At 42.7% G+C, this 19526-nt stretch carries 23 protein-coding genes; 11 read left to right on the top strand and 12 right to left on the bottom strand.

Features of this window, described 5'->3' with window-relative positions; translation table 11 throughout:
* Nucleotides 1-8: 8 nt before the first annotated feature.
* From DQN48_RS06640 to rpsR, 10 genes are all read left to right on the top strand, one after another.
* Nucleotides 9-428 carry an FxsA family protein gene (locus DQN48_RS06640; protein ID WP_013023583.1) on the top strand — a complete coding sequence of 140 codons (420 nt, stop codon included), beginning with the start codon at nt 9-11 and terminating at the stop codon, nt 426-428.
* Entirely contained in the window at nt 412-1359 is a 948-nt protein-coding gene (gene hemC, locus DQN48_RS06635; protein ID WP_013023582.1) for a hydroxymethylbilane synthase, read from the top strand. The genes DQN48_RS06640 and hemC overlap by 17 nt, the downstream gene beginning before the upstream one ends.
* Nucleotides 1360-1402: 43 nt before the next feature.
* Nucleotides 1403-2464, top strand: a complete 1062-nt coding sequence (locus DQN48_RS06630) for an NAD(P)-dependent alcohol dehydrogenase (RefSeq protein ID WP_013023581.1) — start codon at nt 1403-1405, stop codon at nt 2462-2464.
* Between the two features lie 58 nt (nt 2465-2522).
* Nucleotides 2523-3515, top strand: coding sequence for a phosphoribosylformylglycinamidine cyclo-ligase (gene purM / locus DQN48_RS06625; protein WP_013023580.1), 993 nt, complete (start codon nt 2523-2525; stop codon nt 3513-3515).
* Between the two features lie 367 nt (nt 3516-3882).
* A complete protein-coding gene (locus DQN48_RS06615; RefSeq protein WP_013023578.1) occupies nt 3883-4668 on the top strand; it encodes a shikimate dehydrogenase in 786 nt (261 codons plus the stop codon).
* Between the two features lie 16 nt (nt 4669-4684).
* Nucleotides 4685-6595: an RNB domain-containing ribonuclease gene (locus DQN48_RS06610; RefSeq protein WP_013023577.1), complete on the top strand. Its 1911-nt coding sequence runs from the start codon at nt 4685-4687 to the stop codon at nt 6593-6595.
* Nucleotides 6588-7568, top strand: coding sequence for a DNA polymerase III subunit delta (holA, locus tag DQN48_RS06605; RefSeq protein ID WP_013023576.1), 981 nt, complete (start codon nt 6588-6590; stop codon nt 7566-7568). The genes DQN48_RS06610 and holA overlap by 8 nt, the downstream gene beginning before the upstream one ends.
* 78 nt (nt 7569-7646) lie before the next feature.
* Entirely contained in the window at nt 7647-8066 is a 420-nt protein-coding gene (gene rpsF, locus DQN48_RS06600) for a 30S ribosomal protein S6 (protein ID WP_013023575.1), read from the top strand.
* A gap of 18 nt (nt 8067-8084) precedes the next feature.
* On the top strand, nt 8085-8588 hold the full coding sequence (locus tag DQN48_RS06595) for a single-stranded DNA-binding protein (RefSeq protein ID WP_013023574.1): 504 nt from the start codon (nt 8085-8087) through the stop codon (nt 8586-8588).
* Between the two features lie 9 nt (nt 8589-8597).
* Nucleotides 8598-8852 carry a 30S ribosomal protein S18 gene (gene rpsR / locus DQN48_RS06590; RefSeq protein ID WP_013023573.1) on the top strand — a complete coding sequence of 85 codons (255 nt, stop codon included), beginning with the start codon at nt 8598-8600 and terminating at the stop codon, nt 8850-8852.
* 82 nt (nt 8853-8934) lie between these two features.
* Here rpsR and DQN48_RS07725 read toward each other — a convergent pair whose 3' ends face one another.
* The 10 genes from DQN48_RS07725 to DQN48_RS07720 form a co-directional block, all read right to left on the bottom strand.
* The gene (locus tag DQN48_RS07725; protein ID WP_170118062.1) at nt 8935-9078 is read right to left on the bottom strand and encodes a hypothetical protein; all 144 of its coding nucleotides are present in this window, start codon (nt 9076-9078) and stop codon (nt 8935-8937) included.
* A gap of 548 nt (nt 9079-9626) precedes the next feature.
* Nucleotides 9627-10955, bottom strand: a complete 1329-nt coding sequence (purB, locus tag DQN48_RS06585) for an adenylosuccinate lyase (protein ID WP_013023572.1) — start codon at nt 10953-10955, stop codon at nt 9627-9629.
* Between the two features lie 54 nt (nt 10956-11009).
* Nucleotides 11010-11651, bottom strand: coding sequence for a thiamine diphosphokinase (locus DQN48_RS06580; RefSeq protein WP_013023571.1), 642 nt, complete (start codon nt 11649-11651; stop codon nt 11010-11012).
* The gene (pnuC, locus tag DQN48_RS06575) at nt 11648-12334 is read right to left on the bottom strand and encodes a nicotinamide riboside transporter PnuC (protein WP_013023570.1); all 687 of its coding nucleotides are present in this window, start codon (nt 12332-12334) and stop codon (nt 11648-11650) included. The genes DQN48_RS06580 and pnuC overlap by 4 nt, the downstream gene beginning before the upstream one ends.
* A gap of 284 nt (nt 12335-12618) precedes the next feature.
* Complete coding sequence (locus tag DQN48_RS06565) at nt 12619-13320, bottom strand: thioredoxin domain-containing protein (RefSeq protein WP_013023569.1); 702 nt, start codon at nt 13318-13320, stop codon at nt 12619-12621.
* Nucleotides 13317-15077, bottom strand: a complete 1761-nt coding sequence (locus DQN48_RS06560) for a peptidoglycan D,D-transpeptidase FtsI family protein (RefSeq protein WP_013023568.1) — start codon at nt 15075-15077, stop codon at nt 13317-13319. Before DQN48_RS06560 ends, DQN48_RS06565 begins: the two co-directional genes overlap by 4 nt.
* 13 nt (nt 15078-15090) lie before the next feature.
* Complete coding sequence (gene fliE, locus DQN48_RS06555) at nt 15091-15396, bottom strand: flagellar hook-basal body complex protein FliE (protein WP_013023567.1); 306 nt, start codon at nt 15394-15396, stop codon at nt 15091-15093.
* Between the two features lie 17 nt (nt 15397-15413).
* Nucleotides 15414-15908, bottom strand: coding sequence for a flagellar basal body rod protein FlgC (gene flgC, locus DQN48_RS06550; protein ID WP_013023566.1), 495 nt, complete (start codon nt 15906-15908; stop codon nt 15414-15416).
* Nucleotides 15909-15921: 13 nt separating this feature from the next.
* The gene (flgB, locus tag DQN48_RS06545) at nt 15922-16290 is read right to left on the bottom strand and encodes a flagellar basal body rod protein FlgB (protein WP_049762238.1); all 369 of its coding nucleotides are present in this window, start codon (nt 16288-16290) and stop codon (nt 15922-15924) included.
* A 90-nt stretch (nt 16291-16380) separates the two neighbouring features.
* Nucleotides 16381-16542 carry a hypothetical protein gene (locus tag DQN48_RS07720; protein WP_013023564.1) on the bottom strand — a complete coding sequence of 54 codons (162 nt, stop codon included), beginning with the start codon at nt 16540-16542 and terminating at the stop codon, nt 16381-16383.
* A gap of 325 nt (nt 16543-16867) precedes the next feature.
* On the opposite strand from DQN48_RS07720, the gene DQN48_RS06535 reads away from it, so the two are divergent.
* Nucleotides 16868-18049 carry an FtsW/RodA/SpoVE family cell cycle protein gene (locus DQN48_RS06535; RefSeq protein ID WP_231902618.1) on the top strand — a complete coding sequence of 394 codons (1182 nt, stop codon included), beginning with the start codon at nt 16868-16870 and terminating at the stop codon, nt 18047-18049.
* Here the strand turns inward: DQN48_RS06535 and folE are convergent.
* Entirely contained in the window at nt 18046-18591 is a 546-nt protein-coding gene (folE, locus tag DQN48_RS06530) for a GTP cyclohydrolase I FolE (RefSeq protein WP_013023562.1), read from the bottom strand. The two genes, DQN48_RS06535 and folE, sit on opposite strands and share 4 nt — an antisense overlap.
* Entirely contained in the window at nt 18584-19516 is a 933-nt protein-coding gene (gene htpX / locus DQN48_RS06525; RefSeq protein ID WP_013023561.1) for a zinc metalloprotease HtpX, read from the bottom strand. The genes folE and htpX overlap by 8 nt, the downstream gene beginning before the upstream one ends.
* Nucleotides 19517-19526: the final 10 nt, after the last annotated feature.

Below are 19526 nucleotides of genomic sequence, written 5' to 3'. Positions count from 1 at the left end.
GAGTTTTTATGAAGGTTATCAAATCTTTTTTGTGGGTTTATTTGATTTTAGAGATCCTTGCTATGGTTTATATGAGCGATAGGATTGGCTTTATGTGGGCTTTTGTGGAAGTGATTGTGAGTGCGTGCATTGGCACTCTTGTATTGCTCAATACAAAAATGGGCATTCTTGAAGCTCTCAATGGACTCTCTGCCCCACAAATTGACCCTAGCAATTTTGTGCGCGGCAATTTTGCCAAAGTCTTTGGCGCACTCTTGCTGATTTTGCCAGGGGTGTTGAGCGATATTCTTGGGCTGGTTTTGCTCATCAATGCATACTTCATCCTGCGCTCCAAACCCAGGGATTTCCACAAAAACCAAAGCCAAAAAGATGAGATTATTGATGTGGAAGTGGAGGAAGCAGGGGAGAGATATGAGCAAACAAAATAGGCAAATCATCATCGGCACAAGGGGGAGTGCCCTAGCCCTCTGGCAGGCAGAGTATATCGCCATGCGCCTAAAAAAAGAGCTTGGCATAGAATCCAGGCTGCAGATTGTCAAGACCCAAGGAGATAGGATGCTAGATGTCCCACTTGCAAAAATTGGGGGCAAGGGATTGTTTACCAAGGAATTAGAAAAGCTGCTTTTGCAAGAAAAAATTGATATTGCTGTACACTCACTCAAAGACGTGCCTGTGGAATTTGTGGAGGGTTTGGATCTTGCCTGCATTACCAAGCGTGAAGATGTCAGGGATTGTTTTTTGAGTGTGCGTTATGCATCTATTTTGGACCTTCCTCCTGGTGCACGCGTGGGCACGACTTCCTTGCGTCGCTCGATGCAATTAAAAATCCTGCGCAAAGATCTAGACACACAGTCTTTGCGCGGCAATGTGCAAACACGCTTAAAAAGACTTTTTGATGGGGAATTTGATGCGATTATTTTGGCACAGGCTGGACTCAATCGTCTTGGGATTGATCAGCAAAAAGTGCCATTTCTAAAGCCCTTTAGCACAGAGGAGTTGATTCCTGCTATGGGGCAAGGAGCATTGGGGATTGAGGCTAGGGAGGGGGATGGGATTTTTTCACTTCTTCAGGGGCTCAATGATGAGGCCACTGCCATTTGCACAAACGCAGAGCGCACTTTCATCCGCGTGCTTGATGGAGGTTGTCAGGTGCCAATTGGTGTGCATGCGCAATGCAATAATCAAGATTTTGTAATCCATGCGATCTTGGGTTTGCCAGATGGCAGTAAGGTCCTAAGAGATTCCATCTCTGGCAGCACAAAAGATTCTATTTTGCTCGCAGAAAATCTCGCAGAGCGTTTCCTCTCTCAAGGGGCGCTAGAGATTTTAGAGCAGGCCAAGGAGATGGCATTTCTTTAAAAAATCCCAAAAAACTATGAACAAAATTTCTAAGGAGTAAATGATGAAAAATCTAAAGGATCGCATCCCAGCAAAGGGCTATGCGGTATTTTCCAAAACTGATACCTTTAAGCCCTATAGCTTTAGTAGACATAAAATGGGCCCAGAGGATATTTTGATTGAAATTCTCTATGCTGGAATTTGTCACAGTGATGTCCATAGCGCAAAAAGTGAATGGAAAGAAGGAATCTATCCCATGGTGCCAGGGCATGAGATCGTGGGGTGCGTGGTGGCCGTGGGAGCGGATGTCAAAAAGTTTAAAGTAGGAGATTTTGCAGGAGTGGGCTGCATGGTCAATAGCTGTGGGGAGTGTGATGCATGCAAAAAATCTCAAGAGCAGTTTTGCCAGAGGGGTCAGACGGTTTTTACTTATGATTGCTTGGATTGCTTTCATGATAATGAGCCTACTTATGGGGGCTATAGCAGCAATATCGTGGTGAGTGAAAAGTTTGGTATCCAAGTGCCAGAGCATGCGCCACTAGAGGTTGTTGCACCCTTGCTTTGTGCAGGCATCACTACATATTCACCGCTGAAATTCTCTAAAGTAAAACCAGGAGATAAGGTGGGGGTTGCGGGATTTGGGGGACTTGGTAGCATGGCTGTGAAATATGCCATTAAAATGGGTGCTGAGGTGAGTGTCTTTGCCAGAAATGAAAACAAGAAAAAAGAGGCCATAGAAATGGGTGTAAAGCATTTTTATACCAGCACAGAGGGGGTGAGGGAGCGATTTGATTTCATCCTCTCCACCATTCCTACGCCCTATGATGTAGATGCTTATATTGGCTTGTTAAATTTCAATGGAGAGATGGCCATCGTGGGCTTGCCACCAAGAGCACAGGCTCCAAAAATTGATACCTTTAATCTTGTCTATCATGCGGGAAAGAAGGTCTATGGCTCTTTGATTGGAGGGATTGCAGAAACCCAGGAGATGCTAGATTTTTCTTTGGAGCATAAAATTTATCCTGAGATTGAGATCATTGCAGCAAACCAAATCAATGAAACCTATGAGAAGCTTACGACAGGAAGGGCGAAATTCCGCTATGTCATCGACATGAAGACACTTTGAGAATCTCTAGCGCACAAGTATGGTAGAATCTGACAGAATGATTTTTTGAGGTTTTTTGATGGCGATAAGTTACAGGGATTCTGGTGTCAATATTGATGAGGGCAATGCCTTTGTGGAGAGGATCAAGGGAGAGGTCAAAAAAACCTTTGATGCCAATGTAGTGGGAAACATCGGGTCTTTCTCTGGTGCCTATGCCCTTCCTAGCGGGTATCAAGAGCCGGTGATGCTAGCTGCCACTGATGGTGTGGGTACCAAGCTCAAACTTGCCATTGAGAGCGGGAGGGTTGAGGGCGTAGGGGTGGATCTTGTGGCTATGTGCGTGAATGATTTGATTTGTAATTTTGGCACCCCTGCATTTTTTTTGGATTATTATGCCACCGGGAAGCTGGATAAGATGGAAGCATCCAAGGTTTTGCGTGGCATAGTTAGGGGTTGTCAAGAGGCAGAATGCGCTTTGATTGGTGGGGAAACTGCAGAGATGCCTGGGATGTATCAGGGCAAGGATTTTGATCTGGCTGGATTTGCGGTGGGCATCGCAGAGAAACGCGACCTCAACAAAAATCTCACTATCCAAAAAAATGATATCCTCGTCGCACTTCCCAGCAGCGGCCTGCATAGCAATGGCTATTCTTTGGTGCGTAAGATTTTGTTTGAAGTTTTGGGTAAAAAGTTTGAGGATGAAATTGCTGGCAGGGCATTGATTGATGTTTTGCTAGAGCCTACAAGAATCTATGTCAAAACCTATAAAAAAATTGCAAATTCTATCCGTGGGCTAGCACATATCACTGGCGGGGGGATCTTGGAAAACATCCCACGGATTTTACCCCAGGGTTTGGGTGGAGAGATTGATAAAAATGCAATCCAAACCCCCAAGATTTTTGAACTCATTTCCTCTGTGATGGATGAGCAAGAAATTTATCGCGTGCTAAACATGGGCGTTGGCATGGTGCTTGTAGTCGCGCCAAAGCATCTTGATTTTGTGCTTGGGCACACTGATGGTTATGTGATTGGCCAGGTCGTGGATAGCAGCGAGGGCATAAATCTTAGATGATCTCAAAAATCTCCCTCCCCCCTTTCTTTCTTGTTTTTGTCGGCCTGTTTTACTCTGTCTTGGCTTCCATTGGTAAAAAAATCAAAGAGGAATTTTCTGCCTTTTTTGCTAGGCGCATTAAGCTTTTAGAAATACATCCCACATGCTCAGCGCATTTAGAAACACATGCACAGCCTTTAACATTCACAAAACCCTGGGTTTGTGCACAGCATGCAGCAAGGATTGGAGATGTCAGGGCTAGGCCATTGGTGGATTATGTCGTTTTATCTTGGATGGATAGAGGCGGTTTCTTAGTGCTTGAGCAGCCCTATAGTTGGGGAAAAACTGCGCGAGATTCTGTTTGGATTTTGTACAGAAGTTCTCCTAAATGAAGCAGTTTTGTGTCTTTGGCAATCCCATTGCCCACTCCCTCTCTCCCTTGATGCACAATCATGCCTTCTTGCATTTGCGCGAAAAAATCGGCTTTTGTGGATTTTATGGTCGTTATCTGCTGAGGGATCCCGCACGGCTGCGCCAAAAATTTTTTGATCTCTCTTTAAGTGGTGCAAATATTACATTGCCCCTCAAAGAGAGTGCGTTTGCACAAAGTGATGTGGTGGAGGGGATTGGGGCAAAAATCGGCGCAGTCAATACCTGGGTGCTAAAAAATCAAAAGATTTATGGCTATAACACCGATGCGCCTGGATTTTATCAGACTATCAAGGATCTTTCTTGTGAGCGTTTTTTGATTCTTGGGGCAGGGGGTTCAGCAAGAGCCATTGCTACCATCCTTCAAGAAAAAGGCAAAAAAGTATGCATCCTCAATCGCAGTGCTACTCGCCTAGAGTCCCTGCGCAGTGATTTTGCTTGCGTTTTGCCAGGGGAGTTAGAGGATTGGGCCTTTGACATGGTGGTCAATACTACAAGCGCTAGCATGCAGGGAGTCTTGCCAATGGAGGAGGAATTATTAGCAGAGATTTTTTCCCATGCTTCCCATGCCTATGAGCTTTTGTATGGGATGCAGACTCCATTTTTGCAGTTAGCAGATCGCCTAGGCTTACAATGCACGGATGGCAGGGAGATGTTGATTGCCCAGGGTGCGCTTGCCTTTGAGCTTTTTTGTGGAAGGGAGTTAAAAGAAGCATTTCCAATTATGCAAGAAGCGTTGCTTTAGGAGCAGGGGGGATTGAATGGAATTTTTCTTGCAAATTCTCTTTGGCTGCCAAAAGATTCCTAGGATTTACAAAAATCTTGCCAGTCATCTGCAGGCAAGAGGATTTTTGCAGCACAAGGAGGGTTGTTACAAGATTGCAGAGGGATTTATCATTGGGAGGGTGGATTTTAAGCGTTCTTTGATGATGTTGCAAAATCTCGCTACAGGGGAGCAAATCCCGGTGCTTGGTAAGAGTCCTTGCCACAAAGGAGAAATTGTGCTCGCAAGGCTGGTGTGTCAAAAATTAGGCCCACGTGCCAAGATTTTAGAAGTCCTGCAGCCCTGTGGGGAACTTTTGTGCTATTTAGACATGCACAAAGGAAGGATTGTGGGCTATAAGCTTTTTGAGGATTATAAGCGTCCTATTTCCCTGCCCATTTCTCAAAAATCCCTGCGCCAGCTGCCCCGCCACTGCGTGATTTCTCTAGGTTTGCGCGCCAAAAAAATCTCACAAATCCTAGGGGTGTTAGAGGATGTGGCATTGGATGAGGATTTGGTATTGCTCCACCACAATCATCCCAAACACTTCTCTCCAGATGCAATTGCCTATGCACAGAGTTTTGGCAAGCAGGTAGACAAGACGCTCTATCCTGATTTCATAGATTTGACGCATCTTCCCTTTTATACCATCGATCCAGCAAGTGCGCGCGATCATGATGATGCGATTTATTATGATAGCAGGCAGCGGGTTTTGTATGTGGCCATCGCTGATGTGAGCGCATATGTCACCCCAGAGAGTGTTCTAGACACAGAGGCGAGGCAAAGAGGTTTTAGCCTCTATTTCCCGCACAAAAGCTATCCCATGCTGCCAGAGAATTTGAGTGCGAATATCTGCTCGCTCAAAGAAGGAGAGGATCGCTTGGCATTTGTGTGGGCGATAAAATTTGACAAAAATTCCCTCCCCAAAGAAAGCAGGCTTTTTGAAGCAGTGATTTGCAATCATCAAAATCTCTCTTATGAGCAAGTGGATTTGCTTTTGGAGAAAAAAAGACATGGTATCAAAGCAAACATAGCAAGGAATATCAAAAGCTTTTTCAAGGTCGCTTTGAAATTGCAGCAAAATCGCATAAAAAAGGGATTTTGCTTCTCTAGCACAGAGGTGATTTTGCATTTGGATGAGGAAAATAGGCTTGCAAGCAGTGTATGGGTTGAAGAGAGCAGGAGTCATCAAATCATTGAAGAAGCTATGTTGCTTGCTAATATTGAGGCTGCAAAGATGCTGCAAAATCACGGGATTTTTCGAACTCATCAAGAGATTAAAGAAGATCGCAAGCAAATGCTATTTTTTGAGCTCAAGCAGATGGACTATCAAATAAGGGGGAAAAATTTCCATGAACAAGTGCGCTTCATCCAAAGCCAAGCCTTAGAGCGCGGGCAAAAAGTAGAGATTGACAAAATGCTCATCAAGGCTCAAAATAAAGCCCAGTATAAAGAGCAAAAAGATTCTCATTTTGCGCTGGGATTTGAGGCATATGCGCATTTTACCTCTCCCATTCGGCGCTATGGAGATTTGTTTTTGCATCGTTTACTAAAGGCAATTTTGCGCCAAGAGCTCCCTAACCAAAATTATCTGCTTTCTCAGAGTCAAACAATCTGTGCGCTACTCAATGAGCAGGAAAAAAAGATTGCCAGGATGGAGATGGATTTTAGGGATCGCAAATTCATGCATTGGGCAAGAGAGCATATTGGAGTGGTATTGGGCGCAATGGTGGTGGATGAAAATTATCCCGTACTTGGCGTGATAGAGGAGCGTATTATTGGGGCTAGGGTGTTTTTGGAGGATTGTGTGAGGGTTAGAAAATTCGATAGAATTTTTGTCAAAATCATGGCAGTAGATTTGAGTAATGCCAAGATTTATGCAAACTTTCAAGGAATGCAAAATGTATAAAAAAGAATTTGATGCTCTGCTTGCTAAGTCCATCCCCCAGGCGATGCTCTTTTATGGGGATGGTTTTTATGTGGATTTTTATACAAAAAAAATCCTGCAAAAAATGCAGGATGCCAATATCACAACCCTGTATTTTTCTGATTATCAGCTAGATAGTGTCCTAGATATCTTGGGGCAGGGGAGTTTGTTTGGCGGGAATAATGTGGTGGTGTTGAAGCTAGATTCCAAACTTTCCAAAAAAGAATGTCAGATATTGCTTGGTTGTCTCAAAGAAAATCCAGCTAATGCCTTGATTATTAATTTTTTGCGCAGCGAGAATAAAACACTGGCCCAATATGGGCAGGATTCTAGGATTTTTGCATCCAATTTCCAAGCAGAAAATGCCATTGATGTGCAGTTTTTTGCTCCGAGTTTTAGTGAGGGGGTGGGGATATTAAAAGAGCGCTCAAGGGAGCTAGACATCGACATAGAGGATTTCTTGCTGCAAAATCTTTTGCAGATCCAAAATGGAGACATCGCCATCGCACTAGGGGAGTTGCAAAAATATCAAATTTTTGAAGAAAAAATTACCCTGCAAGATTTACAGCAGCTCTCCTATGGGCTAGGCAGTGTGGATATGGAGGATTTTTTAGAGAGTTTGTTTGGGCGAGAGGATTATTTACAAGTCTATGAAAGATTGCAAGAAGAGGGTGGGGATGGGATGGAGGTGCTGGGGTTTTTGGAGAGGTATTTTTTTATCTTGTTTTCTTTTTGTGCCTACATCAAAAGCCATGGATTTTACAAGGCTAAAGAGATTTTGGGTTACCAGCCTCCAGATTTTGTGGCAAAGCAATATGCCAATCGTGCTATTAAGATTAAAGTGAAGCAGTTTCGCGAAATTTTTGAGGCGTTGGCGGATTGGCGTAATGCGCAATTTCGCGGGGAAAAAGAGGCAGACATCCGCTGCTTAATAAAAATAAAAGCAAGTCTGTGATAAAATGGCGCGTTCTTTTTTGAAAGATTGAAAGAATCCTTGCTCTTAGATAAGGGCTAGAAACCACAAGGAGTAAAAATGAGACATTATGAAACGATGTTCATTCTCAAACCCACTTTGGTGGAGGAAGAGATTGCATCAAAGATTGAATTTTATAAAGAAGCAATTACCAAAAATGGTGGTAGTATTCAAACTACTTTAGACATGGGGATGAGAAATCTTGCCTATGAGATCAAGAAAAACAAGAGGGGTTATTATTTTGTCATTTATTTCCAGGCAAATCCAAGTCTTGTGCTTGAACTTGAGAGGCTTTATCGCATTAATGAGGATGTTTTGCGCTTCATTGTAATCAAGTATGAGAGCAAAAAAGAGCAAAAGGCATGGCATGCGTTGGTGGATCGAGCAAATAAAAAACCTCATGCTTCAACCTCTAGGCCAAAATCTGAAGAGAAGACAGAAGAGCAAGCAGAGCACAAGTCTGAGGAAGCTGCAGAATAATCAAAAAGTAGGTTGATTATGTTTAATAAAGTGATTTTGGTGGGAAATTTGACACGTGATGTGGAGCTGCGTTATTTACCAAGTGGGATTGCTGTGGCTACCATCGGGCTGGCTAGCAATCGCAGATACAAAAAGCAAGATGGAAGCATCGCAGATGACCCTTGTTTCGTGGACGTGAAGCTATTTGGCAGGACTGCAGAGATTGCCAATCAATATTTGCGCAAAGGTAGCAAGGTGTTGATTGAGGGGAGATTGACTTATGAAACCTGGATAGATCAAATGGGTGTGAAGAAAAGCAAGCACACCATCACTGCTGAGAGCATGAGTATGCTTGATTCCAAGGGAGGCAATCTCACAGAAGAGGATGGAACTGGCCAAAATGTCAATTATGGCTCTGGCTATGAGAATTATCCTAGCCCGCGCGCCAATCCCCAGGTAAGTCCTGCTAGCAACACAAGCCAAAAAAATTACTCGCATAATGTTCCAGAAATTGACATTAATGAAGATGAAATACCCTTTTAAGGAGAAGAAATGGAAAGAAAAAAATATTCAAAAAGATACTGCAAATACACAGAGGCAAAGATTGAATTTATCGATTACAAAGATGTGGAGATGCTCAAGCATTCTTTGTCTGAGCGATACAAGATTATGCCAAGAAGATTGACAGGCAATACCAAAAAATGGCAGGAGCGCGTGGAGGTAGCAATCAAGAGAGCAAGACACATGGCTTTGATTCCTTATATCGTGGATAGAAAGCATGTGGTAGAAAATCCCTTCAAAATCTAGCATCAAGAGCCAAGACTCGCTCTTGGCCTCTTAATCATGACAAAAAGCAAAAAGTTCTATCCCCTTAAGTTTCCTTAATTTCTCATTTCTCTAAATTTTTCATTTGTATTTTGGTGTAGTAACTGTATTCAAAGCAGTTTTTTATTGCTTCTTCCCCTATGAGTGCGACAAGGCTCTTTTCTTTTAAGAGATATTGTAAATATAGGCTTTCTTCTTTTTCATTCACGCTGCTTTTTTCTGATTGGAAAACTCAAATTCACCCCTTTGGTCCTAAGCATCCTTATTTTTGTTCCATCGCTGCTCTGTGAGTTTTTTGCTCATTTTTTTATGTTTTTCATCCCATGGGTTTAGAGGATTTTTCTGCTTTGGAATATTTCATTTATTTCTAGCAATCCTGCTGATGTGAAATCCCGCTGGCTGCGTCTAGGAAATACCCTGGCACTTCAAGTTTCTCTGCGCTCTCTTTGTTTTATGCTCACTGCCCATATGCAAAACCGCATATTAAAGTGAGTTTGCAAATGAAGTCAAGCAAGACAATCCTTTGACTTAGATTCCCTGCACATTATTACCTAATGCCACAACTCAATTTTGTTTGCTAATCCCTTAAATTCGCTGTTTTAAGCTATTCCTGGGTGCTCCATTTTCTGTGTTTGTAATTAAGTGGATGGGGTTGTGAATCACTCAAAAAAACCCTATAAATCCATCCCTTATAAAAATCCAAAAATTAGCACCCTTGCAATCCCATCCCCTGGAATTGTGAGAGTGGCTTGTGGATTATTCAAACACCCTTGCAAAAATTTGATCTACATTTTTGGTGTAGTAGCTGTATTCAAAGCAGTTTTTTATTGCTTCTTCCCCTATGAGTGCGACAAGTTCCTTATCTCCTAAAAGGTATTGCAAATATAGGCTTTCTCCTTTTTCATTCACGCTGCTTTTTCCTTTTTGGAGATCTTCCCAGACCTTCATGGCATTGCGCTGCACGATTTTGTAGCTATCCTCTCTGCTGATGCCTTTTTTTGGCAGTTCGAGTAAGATTCTCTGAGAGAAGACCAAGCCCCCAGTGAGATTGAGATTTTTTTGCATGTTTTCAGGGTAAACAACAAGATTTTGCAAGAGATCTTTGAGGCGATTGAGCATGAAATCTGTGGTGATGAAGCTATCTGGCAAAATAAATCGCTCCACACTAGAGTGGCTGATATCCCTCTCATGCCATAGGGCAACATTTTCCATCGCAGGGATGGCATAGGAGCGAATCATGCGACAGAGCCCCGTGATATTTTCGCTTAGCACGGGGTTTCGCTTATGAGGCATGGCAGAGCTTCCCTTTTGGCCTTTGCTGAAATACTCCTCTGCCTCATAGACTTCTGTGCGTTGGAAATGGCGAATTGCTATGGCGATTTTTTCACAACTGCTTGCAAGCAGGGCAAGATCGCAAACTAGCCTCGCATAACTATCGCGCTGGATGACTTGATTGCTGATTTTGGCGGGGTTGAGGTTGAGCTCCTGGCATACAAGTTCTTCTAATTGCATGGGAGTATGGGCCATATTGCCCATCGCTCCGCTAATAGCACCTGTGGCGATGATGGGTAGAGTGTGTAATAAAGACTCCAAGTGGCGCCTGATTTCATCATACCAAATGGCTACAACCAGTCCAAATGTGATGGGTTCCCCATGGATGCCATGGCTGCGTCCCACCATCAATGTGTCCTTGTAGGTATAGGATTTTTCTTTGAGCACCTTTAGCAGCGCTTCCACATCTGCAATGATGATTTTTAGACTATCTCGCATCTGTAAGGCGACTGCAGTATCGATGCAATCACTTGAGGTGATGCCATAATGAATGAAGCGAGACTCCTCTCCCAGGGATTCGGCGACAGAAGTGGTAAATGCAATTAGGTCGTGCTTGGTGACTTTTTCGATTTCATCAATCCTTGCGATGTCAAATTTTGCATTTTTTAGAATTTTTTCACAATCCTCATCAGGAATCAAACCTAGTTTATTCCAGGCCACCACCACAGCTTTTTCTACCTCTAGCCATGCTTGGTATTTTGCCTGCATGTCCCAGAGTTTTTTCATTTCTTCTCGCGCATATCTTTCCACCATGAGTCTCTCCTATGAGTTTTGCTCAATTATAATAAACCCTACTTGAAAATGTGCTTATAGGGTTTGATAGACAAGCACTAGGGTTGGTTTATTGCTAGAGAGCGTGAAATCCGTGCCTAGAGCCTCATTGAGCGTGCCATTTGCCCACAATGGCAGAGAAAGATCGTTGAGAGGATATTTGAGTTTGGTGCTAGTGAGTTGCACGCTTGGATCTAAACAAAACAGAGAGATTTGCTGTCCCTTGAAGCTTTGGATCACATGGGGGCTTTGCTTGATTGCAAAGGTCTGGAAAGTGCCATAATCGCTACGCAGAATAACCTTTGCAAAGGAGTGATAATGCAAAAGCAAAGAAATGTTTGCTAGCGTGTGATCTTCCCTCTTTCCTGTTGCACCAAGGATTGTGATTTCTTTATATCCCAAGGATATGCAATAAAAAAATGCCTTACTCAAATCATTGCTATTTTGTTCTTTGATTTCTATGATGCGATCCTGGTATTTTGCCTTGAGCTGTGGGGAGATGCTATCTAGATCGCCAATGATGGCATGAGGCAGGATGTCAAGAGCTTCCAAATGGCGCATCGCGCCATCGCATACAACAAGGAATTCTGCATCATGCAAGAGTGTGCGCAGCGCTTTGTTCTTTGGGAAGGATCCATTGGCCAAAATGAATGCTTTTTTGTTTGGATGATTTTTCATGATTCTTTCTCGCTTGCTATTTTGTACCACTGCAGGGCATAATAAATTCCGATCCCCAAAAACACAAGGCTATTGAGGAATTGGAAGATGAATTTGAAATCTCCAAGAGAAATCTTAAGCCAAATGTAAACCATAATAAGATTTGCCAATGTCACAAGCCAGTAATGCTGGGCATAACGCTGCGTTTGCAGGATGAATGCAACGATTTGCAAAACGGTGGTAATGGAATTAAGCAGGGCAAATTCCGCATGAAATGCCACACCTATTTGCCATAATGCTATGCTTAGGATGGCAATCCCAACAAGAACTAAAAGCAGAGCTGTGGGGGTGAGTTTATGGACTCGCACACGCTTTTTTTCGTCATTGAGATTTTTCTGCCATAGAGTCAGGGCTATGACATTGATGGGGAGATAAAAAAGATTGAGCCACAGCTCGATATAGAGTTTTGCTTCAAATGTGATGAAAATCATCAATACAGAATAGAAAATCCCAAATATGAAGCAGATGGGTTTGCCAGCCCCAGCAAAAAAAGCAAAAAGCACGCCTAGAATGGCGCCAATGAGATTGAGGACATGATCTTGGGAGTAAATTCCAAAAACAAGCACGCATGCACAGCAAAGAAACAGTACTCCCCAAAAGGATGCAGAGAGATTGGCAAATTGGTATCGTAAAAAATTTCGCATTTCAGTGTACCTCATGATGTGAAAAAATGAGTGAGACCAGAGGTCAAGCAGAGTGGATAAATCGGGGTAGAATGACCCAAGCGGTGCATACAAATGAGATCAAGGGTCAAGTAAGGGGAATGGGTGGGTAGGATGGACGTGGGGGATAAAGGAGTCGGGATGGCCCTGTGATACTGGGCTTGTGGGGGATTTTCATGGATTTTCATAAGATTTTCCTATCGCCTCCAAGAGGCTTGATGGCGTGGGGTTTATGCTTGGCGGATTCTGAAAATTATTGCCAGGAATTAATCTGTGATGATATAGGGCACACCGCGCACGCCAGCAGAGATGATGGCCTTGCTGTTTTTCTGCGCAAAACTATTATCCACATTTTTATCTGCCTTGAAGTTCTTATCAAAAGATTGGTGGATAATGGCCATGATTTGCTGCTGGGATTTTGTGTTTTTGATCAGCTTATAAACCTTGGTGGCTTTGTGCAGAGAATTTTCATTAAGCAGTCCCACAAAGAGCAAGGAAACATCTTTATAGTTTTTCATGGTTTCTTCTAGTTTTGCGATTTCTTGTTTGCAAAAAGAGCAATTGGCGTCCACGACCATATAAATGCTGCCGCTTTTTCCCTGCCCATTGAGATGGATCCATGCATCTTCTGGGACGCTTTTTAGAATCTTAACATCAGTGCTTTTTTGATTGTGATGCATTGCTGTTTTGTACATCAGGCGAAGTTTTTCCTGGAAATTATGATCTCCCATAATGAGAGGATCACCAATGCCTATGATATTTTTACCATCACTGGTGATAAAAACAGGCATTTGCATGCCATTCTCCTCTTCTACCAGTGCGATGGAAAGCCCACTATTGAGGGTTTCTATGGCAATGATTTTTTTCACTGGCATTTTTTCCCCTTCAAAGGCTTTTATGATGTTTTCCTCGACCTGATCTGCCCAAAAAAATCCACTCAACAATCCTAAAATTAAAAGTTTTTTCATTTCTGTTCCTTAAAAAAATTTTGTTTCTGCATGATACGTGCAATTTCTTTGAAAATAGGGGCGGCAGTCTGGCTTCCATAATAATCTTCTTTGTGCTGCGTCCCAAATACCACTACCCCAATCACATAGGTTTGATTGCCTCCTTTAACAAAACCAAAAAAAGAGCCATTATAGATGTTGTCGCTATATCCGCCCCCACTTTTGGCAATCCTTGCTGTGCCGGTTTTCCCACCCACGATGAGGTTATCGATTTTAGCACGTTTTCCTGTACCTTCTTGCACGGTTTTGATTAAAATTTCCTGGATCTTGCGCGCGGTGGGTGCGGCAATAGCCTGTCTGGTGGGGAATGTGGGGGTGGTGATTTTTCCATCAGGATCTGTGATGTTTTTAATCAAATGTGGGGTGACTAGGATTCCATTATTGCAAAAAACCCCATAGGCCCGTAATAGCTGGATGAAGGTTGTGGTGAGACCATAGCCATAGGATGCGCTTGCCTTATAAGCCTCCCCGCTTAGTTTTCTGATGCTTGGGATCACACCATCGCGCTCATAGGGCAGATCGATGCCACTTGCCTCTGAGATACCAAAGCTTTTAAGTCCCTCATAGAATTCCTTTCCACTAAGTTTGCGCGAGATCTTAATCATGCCCACATTGCTGGAGCGAATGAGGATGTCTTGGACGATGGAATTTTTTTTGGGATAGATGTCATCCTTGATGGTGTAGCGCCCTAGCTGCAAAAACCCTTTGTTTAAATCGATGAGTTCTAGAGGATTGATGAGATTTTTGTCTAACAAAATCGAAAAAACAATGGGCTTAATCGTGCTCCCAGGCTCAAATGGGCGCTCTGTCACAGAGGCATTGAGGGCATGATTTGAAGTGATATTCTTGGGGTCAAAGCGATTGGTGGTTGCCAGTGCAAAGATCGCTCCGCTTTTTGGGTCCATCACCCCAGCTACGATTTCATCAACCTGATATTGCTGATAAAATTCATCGAGCATTTTTTCGACTTTGCGCTGCAAGCCTAGATTGACATGCAAGGCAATGTCTGAACCATTGATTCTTTCTCTTAGGATTGTGGTTTTGTTTCGGATGATGTTGCCGCGGATATCACGATCTCCCCTCTCGATCCCATTTTGCTTGGGAGAGAGTTCTTTGTTGTAATACTTCTCCAGACCCTTGACTCCCTCAGGGATGGTCACACTTCTGGCTTCTCTTTTTTTCACATAGCCCAAAACTGGTTCCAATGCATCATTATAGGCGTAATTACGATTGATGCCGCTGACCTCCACATCAATACCCATCTTTTGCACGATTCTGCCGCTGCTATCTTGATATTCTCGAAATACATCATAGGCTAGCAGCTTGCTCCTAAGCTGCCTAAGATTGGCGGCGACATTTGCAGGGATATTATAGGAGAAGACAATGTAGCCCTTTTGCTTGAGCTTGGCTTGTAATTCTTCCCTGCTCATACCACTGTAAATGCTAAAAAGATTGATAAAAAGCTCACGTTTATCTGGATCGATGGAGAGGGTGTTGATGCTTACTTTGTAGAGGACTTGGCTGGAGGCAAGATCGAAATTATCATCACTATAAATCGATCCTCGCGTGGCCACTTGGATTCTTTTGCTTTGCCAAAAAGGAATGTGATTGGGTCCTAGGATCTTGCCCAGGGTGAAGAGGCAAAGGAGCAAGGCGATGATAATAAAAACAACAAATACCGAAAAAACTTTGACAATTCTTCCGCTTTGTTCATTCATCGACTAAAGTCGCTTAGACCTGCGTTCGCAAAATCTCTTTGTAAGCGCTAATGGCCTTATTTCTCACCTCTAGCATGAGTTTCATGCTGGTTTCTGCTCTGCCAATAGCGATGGCTGCTTGATGCAAATCCTTAATCTGACCTGTTGCCATATCTACCAATGCCTTGTCAGAGCTTTCTTGGGCTTGATTGAGCTCATCAATGGATTTTTTTAAAAGTTTGGAAAAATCATTACTGTCGCTGGTTTTCTTGACACTGGCACTCGCTTTTTGATCCACTTGATTGAGCTTGAGTAAATTGCTTGTGTTTAATTTTTCCATGAATCTTTTTCACCTCATTAAGCTTGCAACATAGTAATTGCATTGTTGGCCATATTTTTGGCACTTTGGAATGCTGCGACGTTGGCTTGGTAGGCTCTTGTTGCCTCAATTAGATCTGCCATCTCCACCACTGGATTGACATTGGGATATGCAACATATCCATCTGCATTCGCATCAGGGTGGCTAGGATCATACTTCATTAACGGTTCCCTATCATCGCGTACAACCTTGTCCACATAGACGCTCATTATAGCGGGTTTTGGTAATTTTCCGAATTCTTTTTCATCAAGGGGATCTTCATAGGCGAGATTTTCATTTTCCTTGGCAATTTTTTCATTCAGGATTTTATTAAAATCAAAGGCTTTAAAAACAACCTCTTGTCTGCGGTAGGGCCCGCCCTCATCTGTGCGTGTGGTATTTGCATTGGCGATATTGCTAGAAATGATGTTGGTACGGAAGCGCTGTGCTGAGAGTCCATATCCACTGATGTCAAAACTTGATAAAAAAGCCATTTTAATCTCCTATTTATAAATTTCTTCCAGAATCTATTGCATAAGTAAAGATGCCTCTGTGCTTCTTGAGCGCGGTGGTGAGGGCTTGATACATTATGCTGTTTTTTCCCATCTCACTAGTTTCTACATCCAAGTCCACACTGTTTCCATCATTGCGCGCCAGATGCCCATCTCGAAAAAATGTAGTAGGGCGGTAGGATTGTGTATCCCCACCCTTAAGATGATTTTTAGAAGTTTGTGCCATTTCTAGTTCCAAATGAGGTTTGTTATCAAAAATTCTGGCCTTTTCTTGGGCGAGATAATGCTCAAAATCAATGTCTTTAGGACGATAAAAAGGAGTGTCCACATTGGCGATATTGCTAGCAATGAGATCTTGACGCATGGAGCGATAGTCTAATGCCTCATAGACAAAGGGATAGGCCCTTGAAACTTCAAGCACTGGATTTCTATTCACGGTGACTCCTAAAATTTGTTAGAATCCAAGCAAAAAATATTCCAAAATAGTATGTATGTCCACTAAAATGAAAGGGGCTCTTGGCTGCATTTCTTGAATATTTTCTGCAATCATTTTTTTAGCCCTCCTCTCTTGATTTTCACGCATCGCACGCCCAAATCGTAAAATTTCTGCAGCCATTTTGCACATCGCTTGCAAAATTCCCTCAGACAATTTCAAGGATTTGTGAAAATCCTCATAAATCCCTATCTTTGGTTGATTTTAACAACAACATCATTGCAGCGCTGCTGATGGCATACCCTTCTTTACCAGGATGTTAAGATTTAAAAATCCATACTGCGCTTTGGTATTGCTTTCTTTTGCATCCTAGCCTCATTTTCAATTTCACTGGGGTTTAAAGGGCTTTCTATCAGGATTTTGTAAAATCCCAAGTGCGTAATATGGGGGTGAAATCTGCCAGGCAAAATCTGCCAAGCAGGGGAAAATTTGATAAAATACGCAAAAGATGCAAATCCACCAAGAGGTTTTCATGGCTGATTCTAAGCTTTTTATTCTCTGTGTTTTGTTGATTACAATGGGCACGATTATGAGTTTCTCTCTCTCCACTTATCCTGCAATTTATTATCATTATGGGGAATTTCATTTTTTTATCCGAGAATTCTTTGCCGCATCCCTTGGGATTTTTTTGATGTGGGGCTTTTCTTATCTTGATATGGACAAGATTTTCAATAGCCTAGGGTTTTTTATTTTTGGGGTGTTTTTTGTCATTAGCATTGTGCTACTGTTTTTGCCAGAATCTATTGCGCCAGTCACTGGCGGGGCTAAGCGCTGGATTCACTTTCTTGGCTTCTCTCTTGCCCCTGTGGAATTTTTCAAGATAGGCTTTGTATTTTTTTTGGCATGGAGTTTTTCTCGCAAGATTGACAAAGAAGATACCCTAGGTGAGCAGATTAAAAAGATTATTCCTTATTTGGTGGTGTTTGCCCTCATCGTGCTGATTTTTACCTTTTTTCAGAATGATTTTGGACAAACATTTTTGCTTCTTGTGGTATTTGTAGTTTTGCTCGCACTCAGCGGAGGTCGTTTATTGCTAATTTTTAGCTTTTTATTCGCAGCTTTAACGGGAGGTTCTTTGTTGATTGCCATCTATCCTCATCGCATGGAGCGTATTAGGCTGTGGTGGGGAGTGTTTCAAGACTCCATCCTTAATTATCTTCCCAGTAATCTTGCCAGCCTCATTCGCATCGAAAATGTCCCTGAGCCCTATCAGATTCATAATGCGGGTTATGCGATTTTTCACGGGGGATTTTTTGGACAAGGGATTGGCGAGGGGATTGTGAAGCTTGGATTTCTGAGTGATGTGCATACAGATATGGTGCTAGCGGGTTTGAGTGAGGAAATGGGATTGGTGGGATTTCTTCTGTGTCTTATGATTTTTATGTTCATTATTTTTCGGATTTTGCGGATCGCAAATCGCATGGAGGAAAAGCCTCATTTTCTCTTTTGCATGGGGATCTGCCTGCTCTTGGGGGGAGGATTCTTTATTAATGCTTTGGGTGTGACAGGTGTGATCCCACTCAAGGGCATTGCTGTGCCATTTCTCACTTATGGGGGCAGTTCCATGCTCGCTAACTGCATCGCCATCGGGATTGTTTTGGCTCTGTCTAAAAAGGCAAAGAATCTTTAAGATTTTGCTGCCACAAAGGCGATGAATTCTGAGCGCGTTCGGCTATCTGTTTTGAAAATCCCTCTGACTGCGCTGGTGTGGATGTTGGCATGTTGTTTTTGCATGCCCTGCATGCGCATGCAAAGATGTGTCGCCTCGCAAGTTACCATTACGCCCTTGGGACTTAGCTTTTGCATCAATATATCAGCGATTTGGTTGGTGAAGCGTTCTTGGATTTGCAAGCGATGTGCAAAAATATCCACCAGCCTTGCTAGCCCACCAATGCCAGCGAGTTTCTCATTGGGAATGTAACCGATGTGGATCTTGCCAAAAAAAGGCAGGAGATGATGCTCGCACATGGAATAAAATTCCATATCTTTGAGCGTAATCATGCTATCAAAATGCTCTTCATTAAACACGCTGCCCAGTGCTTGATCTATGTCTTTATGATAGCCATCAAAGAGGCTTTCATAAAGCTTCTTGATGCGTTTTGGAGTATCTCTTAAGCCCTCTCGGTTGGGATCCTCTCCGATTTTCAAGAAGAATTTTTCAAAATTAATCATATTTTTTCCCCAATAAAACTGCGATGCGATTTTTGATGCTGGGATGGGTGCTGAATGCATCTTCACTAAAGATATAGGCAGCCTTTCGTGTGGGGTTGATATCGAGATTTTTATAATCATTTTCTGAATAATCTTGGGAAATTTTTTGCAGTGCGCGAATCATCGCTCGATTATCATGCATCAAATATGCCGCCCCGCTATCTGCCATATATTCCCTGCTTCGGCTAAGATACATTTGTAGCAAAAAGGTAAAAATGGGCAAAACAAACTGCAAGATAAGCAAAATATTTCGCGCTGTGTTTGCTCCTTCTCTGCGATTTCCTCCCAGTAAAAAAAACACTGCATAATTGGCGATTAAAAGCAGAATATTACTCAGTATTCCCACGCATAGGGTGAGGCGAATGTCTCCGTGACGAATATGACTGAGCTCATGGGCCATCACTGCCTGTAGCTCCTCATCACTCAAACGATCTATGATCCCAGTAGTGAGTGCAATGAGAGAATTTCTAGAATTCCACCCACTTGCAAAGGCATTCATATAAGGTGCGTCAATGATGTAGAGCTTTGGTGTGAAGGGGAGTCTGGCAGAGTTTAGTAAATCATGAAAAAGATTGTAGATTTTTTGCTCCTTGGTGCTCAGGGTGTAGCAAGGATTGATTTCTTTGTAGTTGCTGCCACTTAGCATGATGCGATCAAAGCTGCTGATGCTATAAGCAATGAGGATTCCTGCGATTAGGCACATCACAACAGTGATAGTGGGGAAAACCTCAAAGCTTATGAGGGAGATGAGTCCATTGGTGAAATTTGCTGCATTGATGCGCACCAAATCCAACAAGAGGCCTGCAAAAATAAAGATCGCAATGTAAGTAAAAATCACTGCCATGCTTTTTTGATGATTGCGGGCAATAATGGATTCAAAATGCATGCATCCTCCT

This window comes from Helicobacter mustelae (assembly GCF_900476215.1).
GTDB classification, from domain to species: domain Bacteria; phylum Campylobacterota; class Campylobacteria; order Campylobacterales; family Helicobacteraceae; genus Helicobacter_H; species Helicobacter_H mustelae.
Note: the sequence above shows the minus strand (reverse complement) of the source record. Positions and strands in the feature narration are given on the sequence as shown.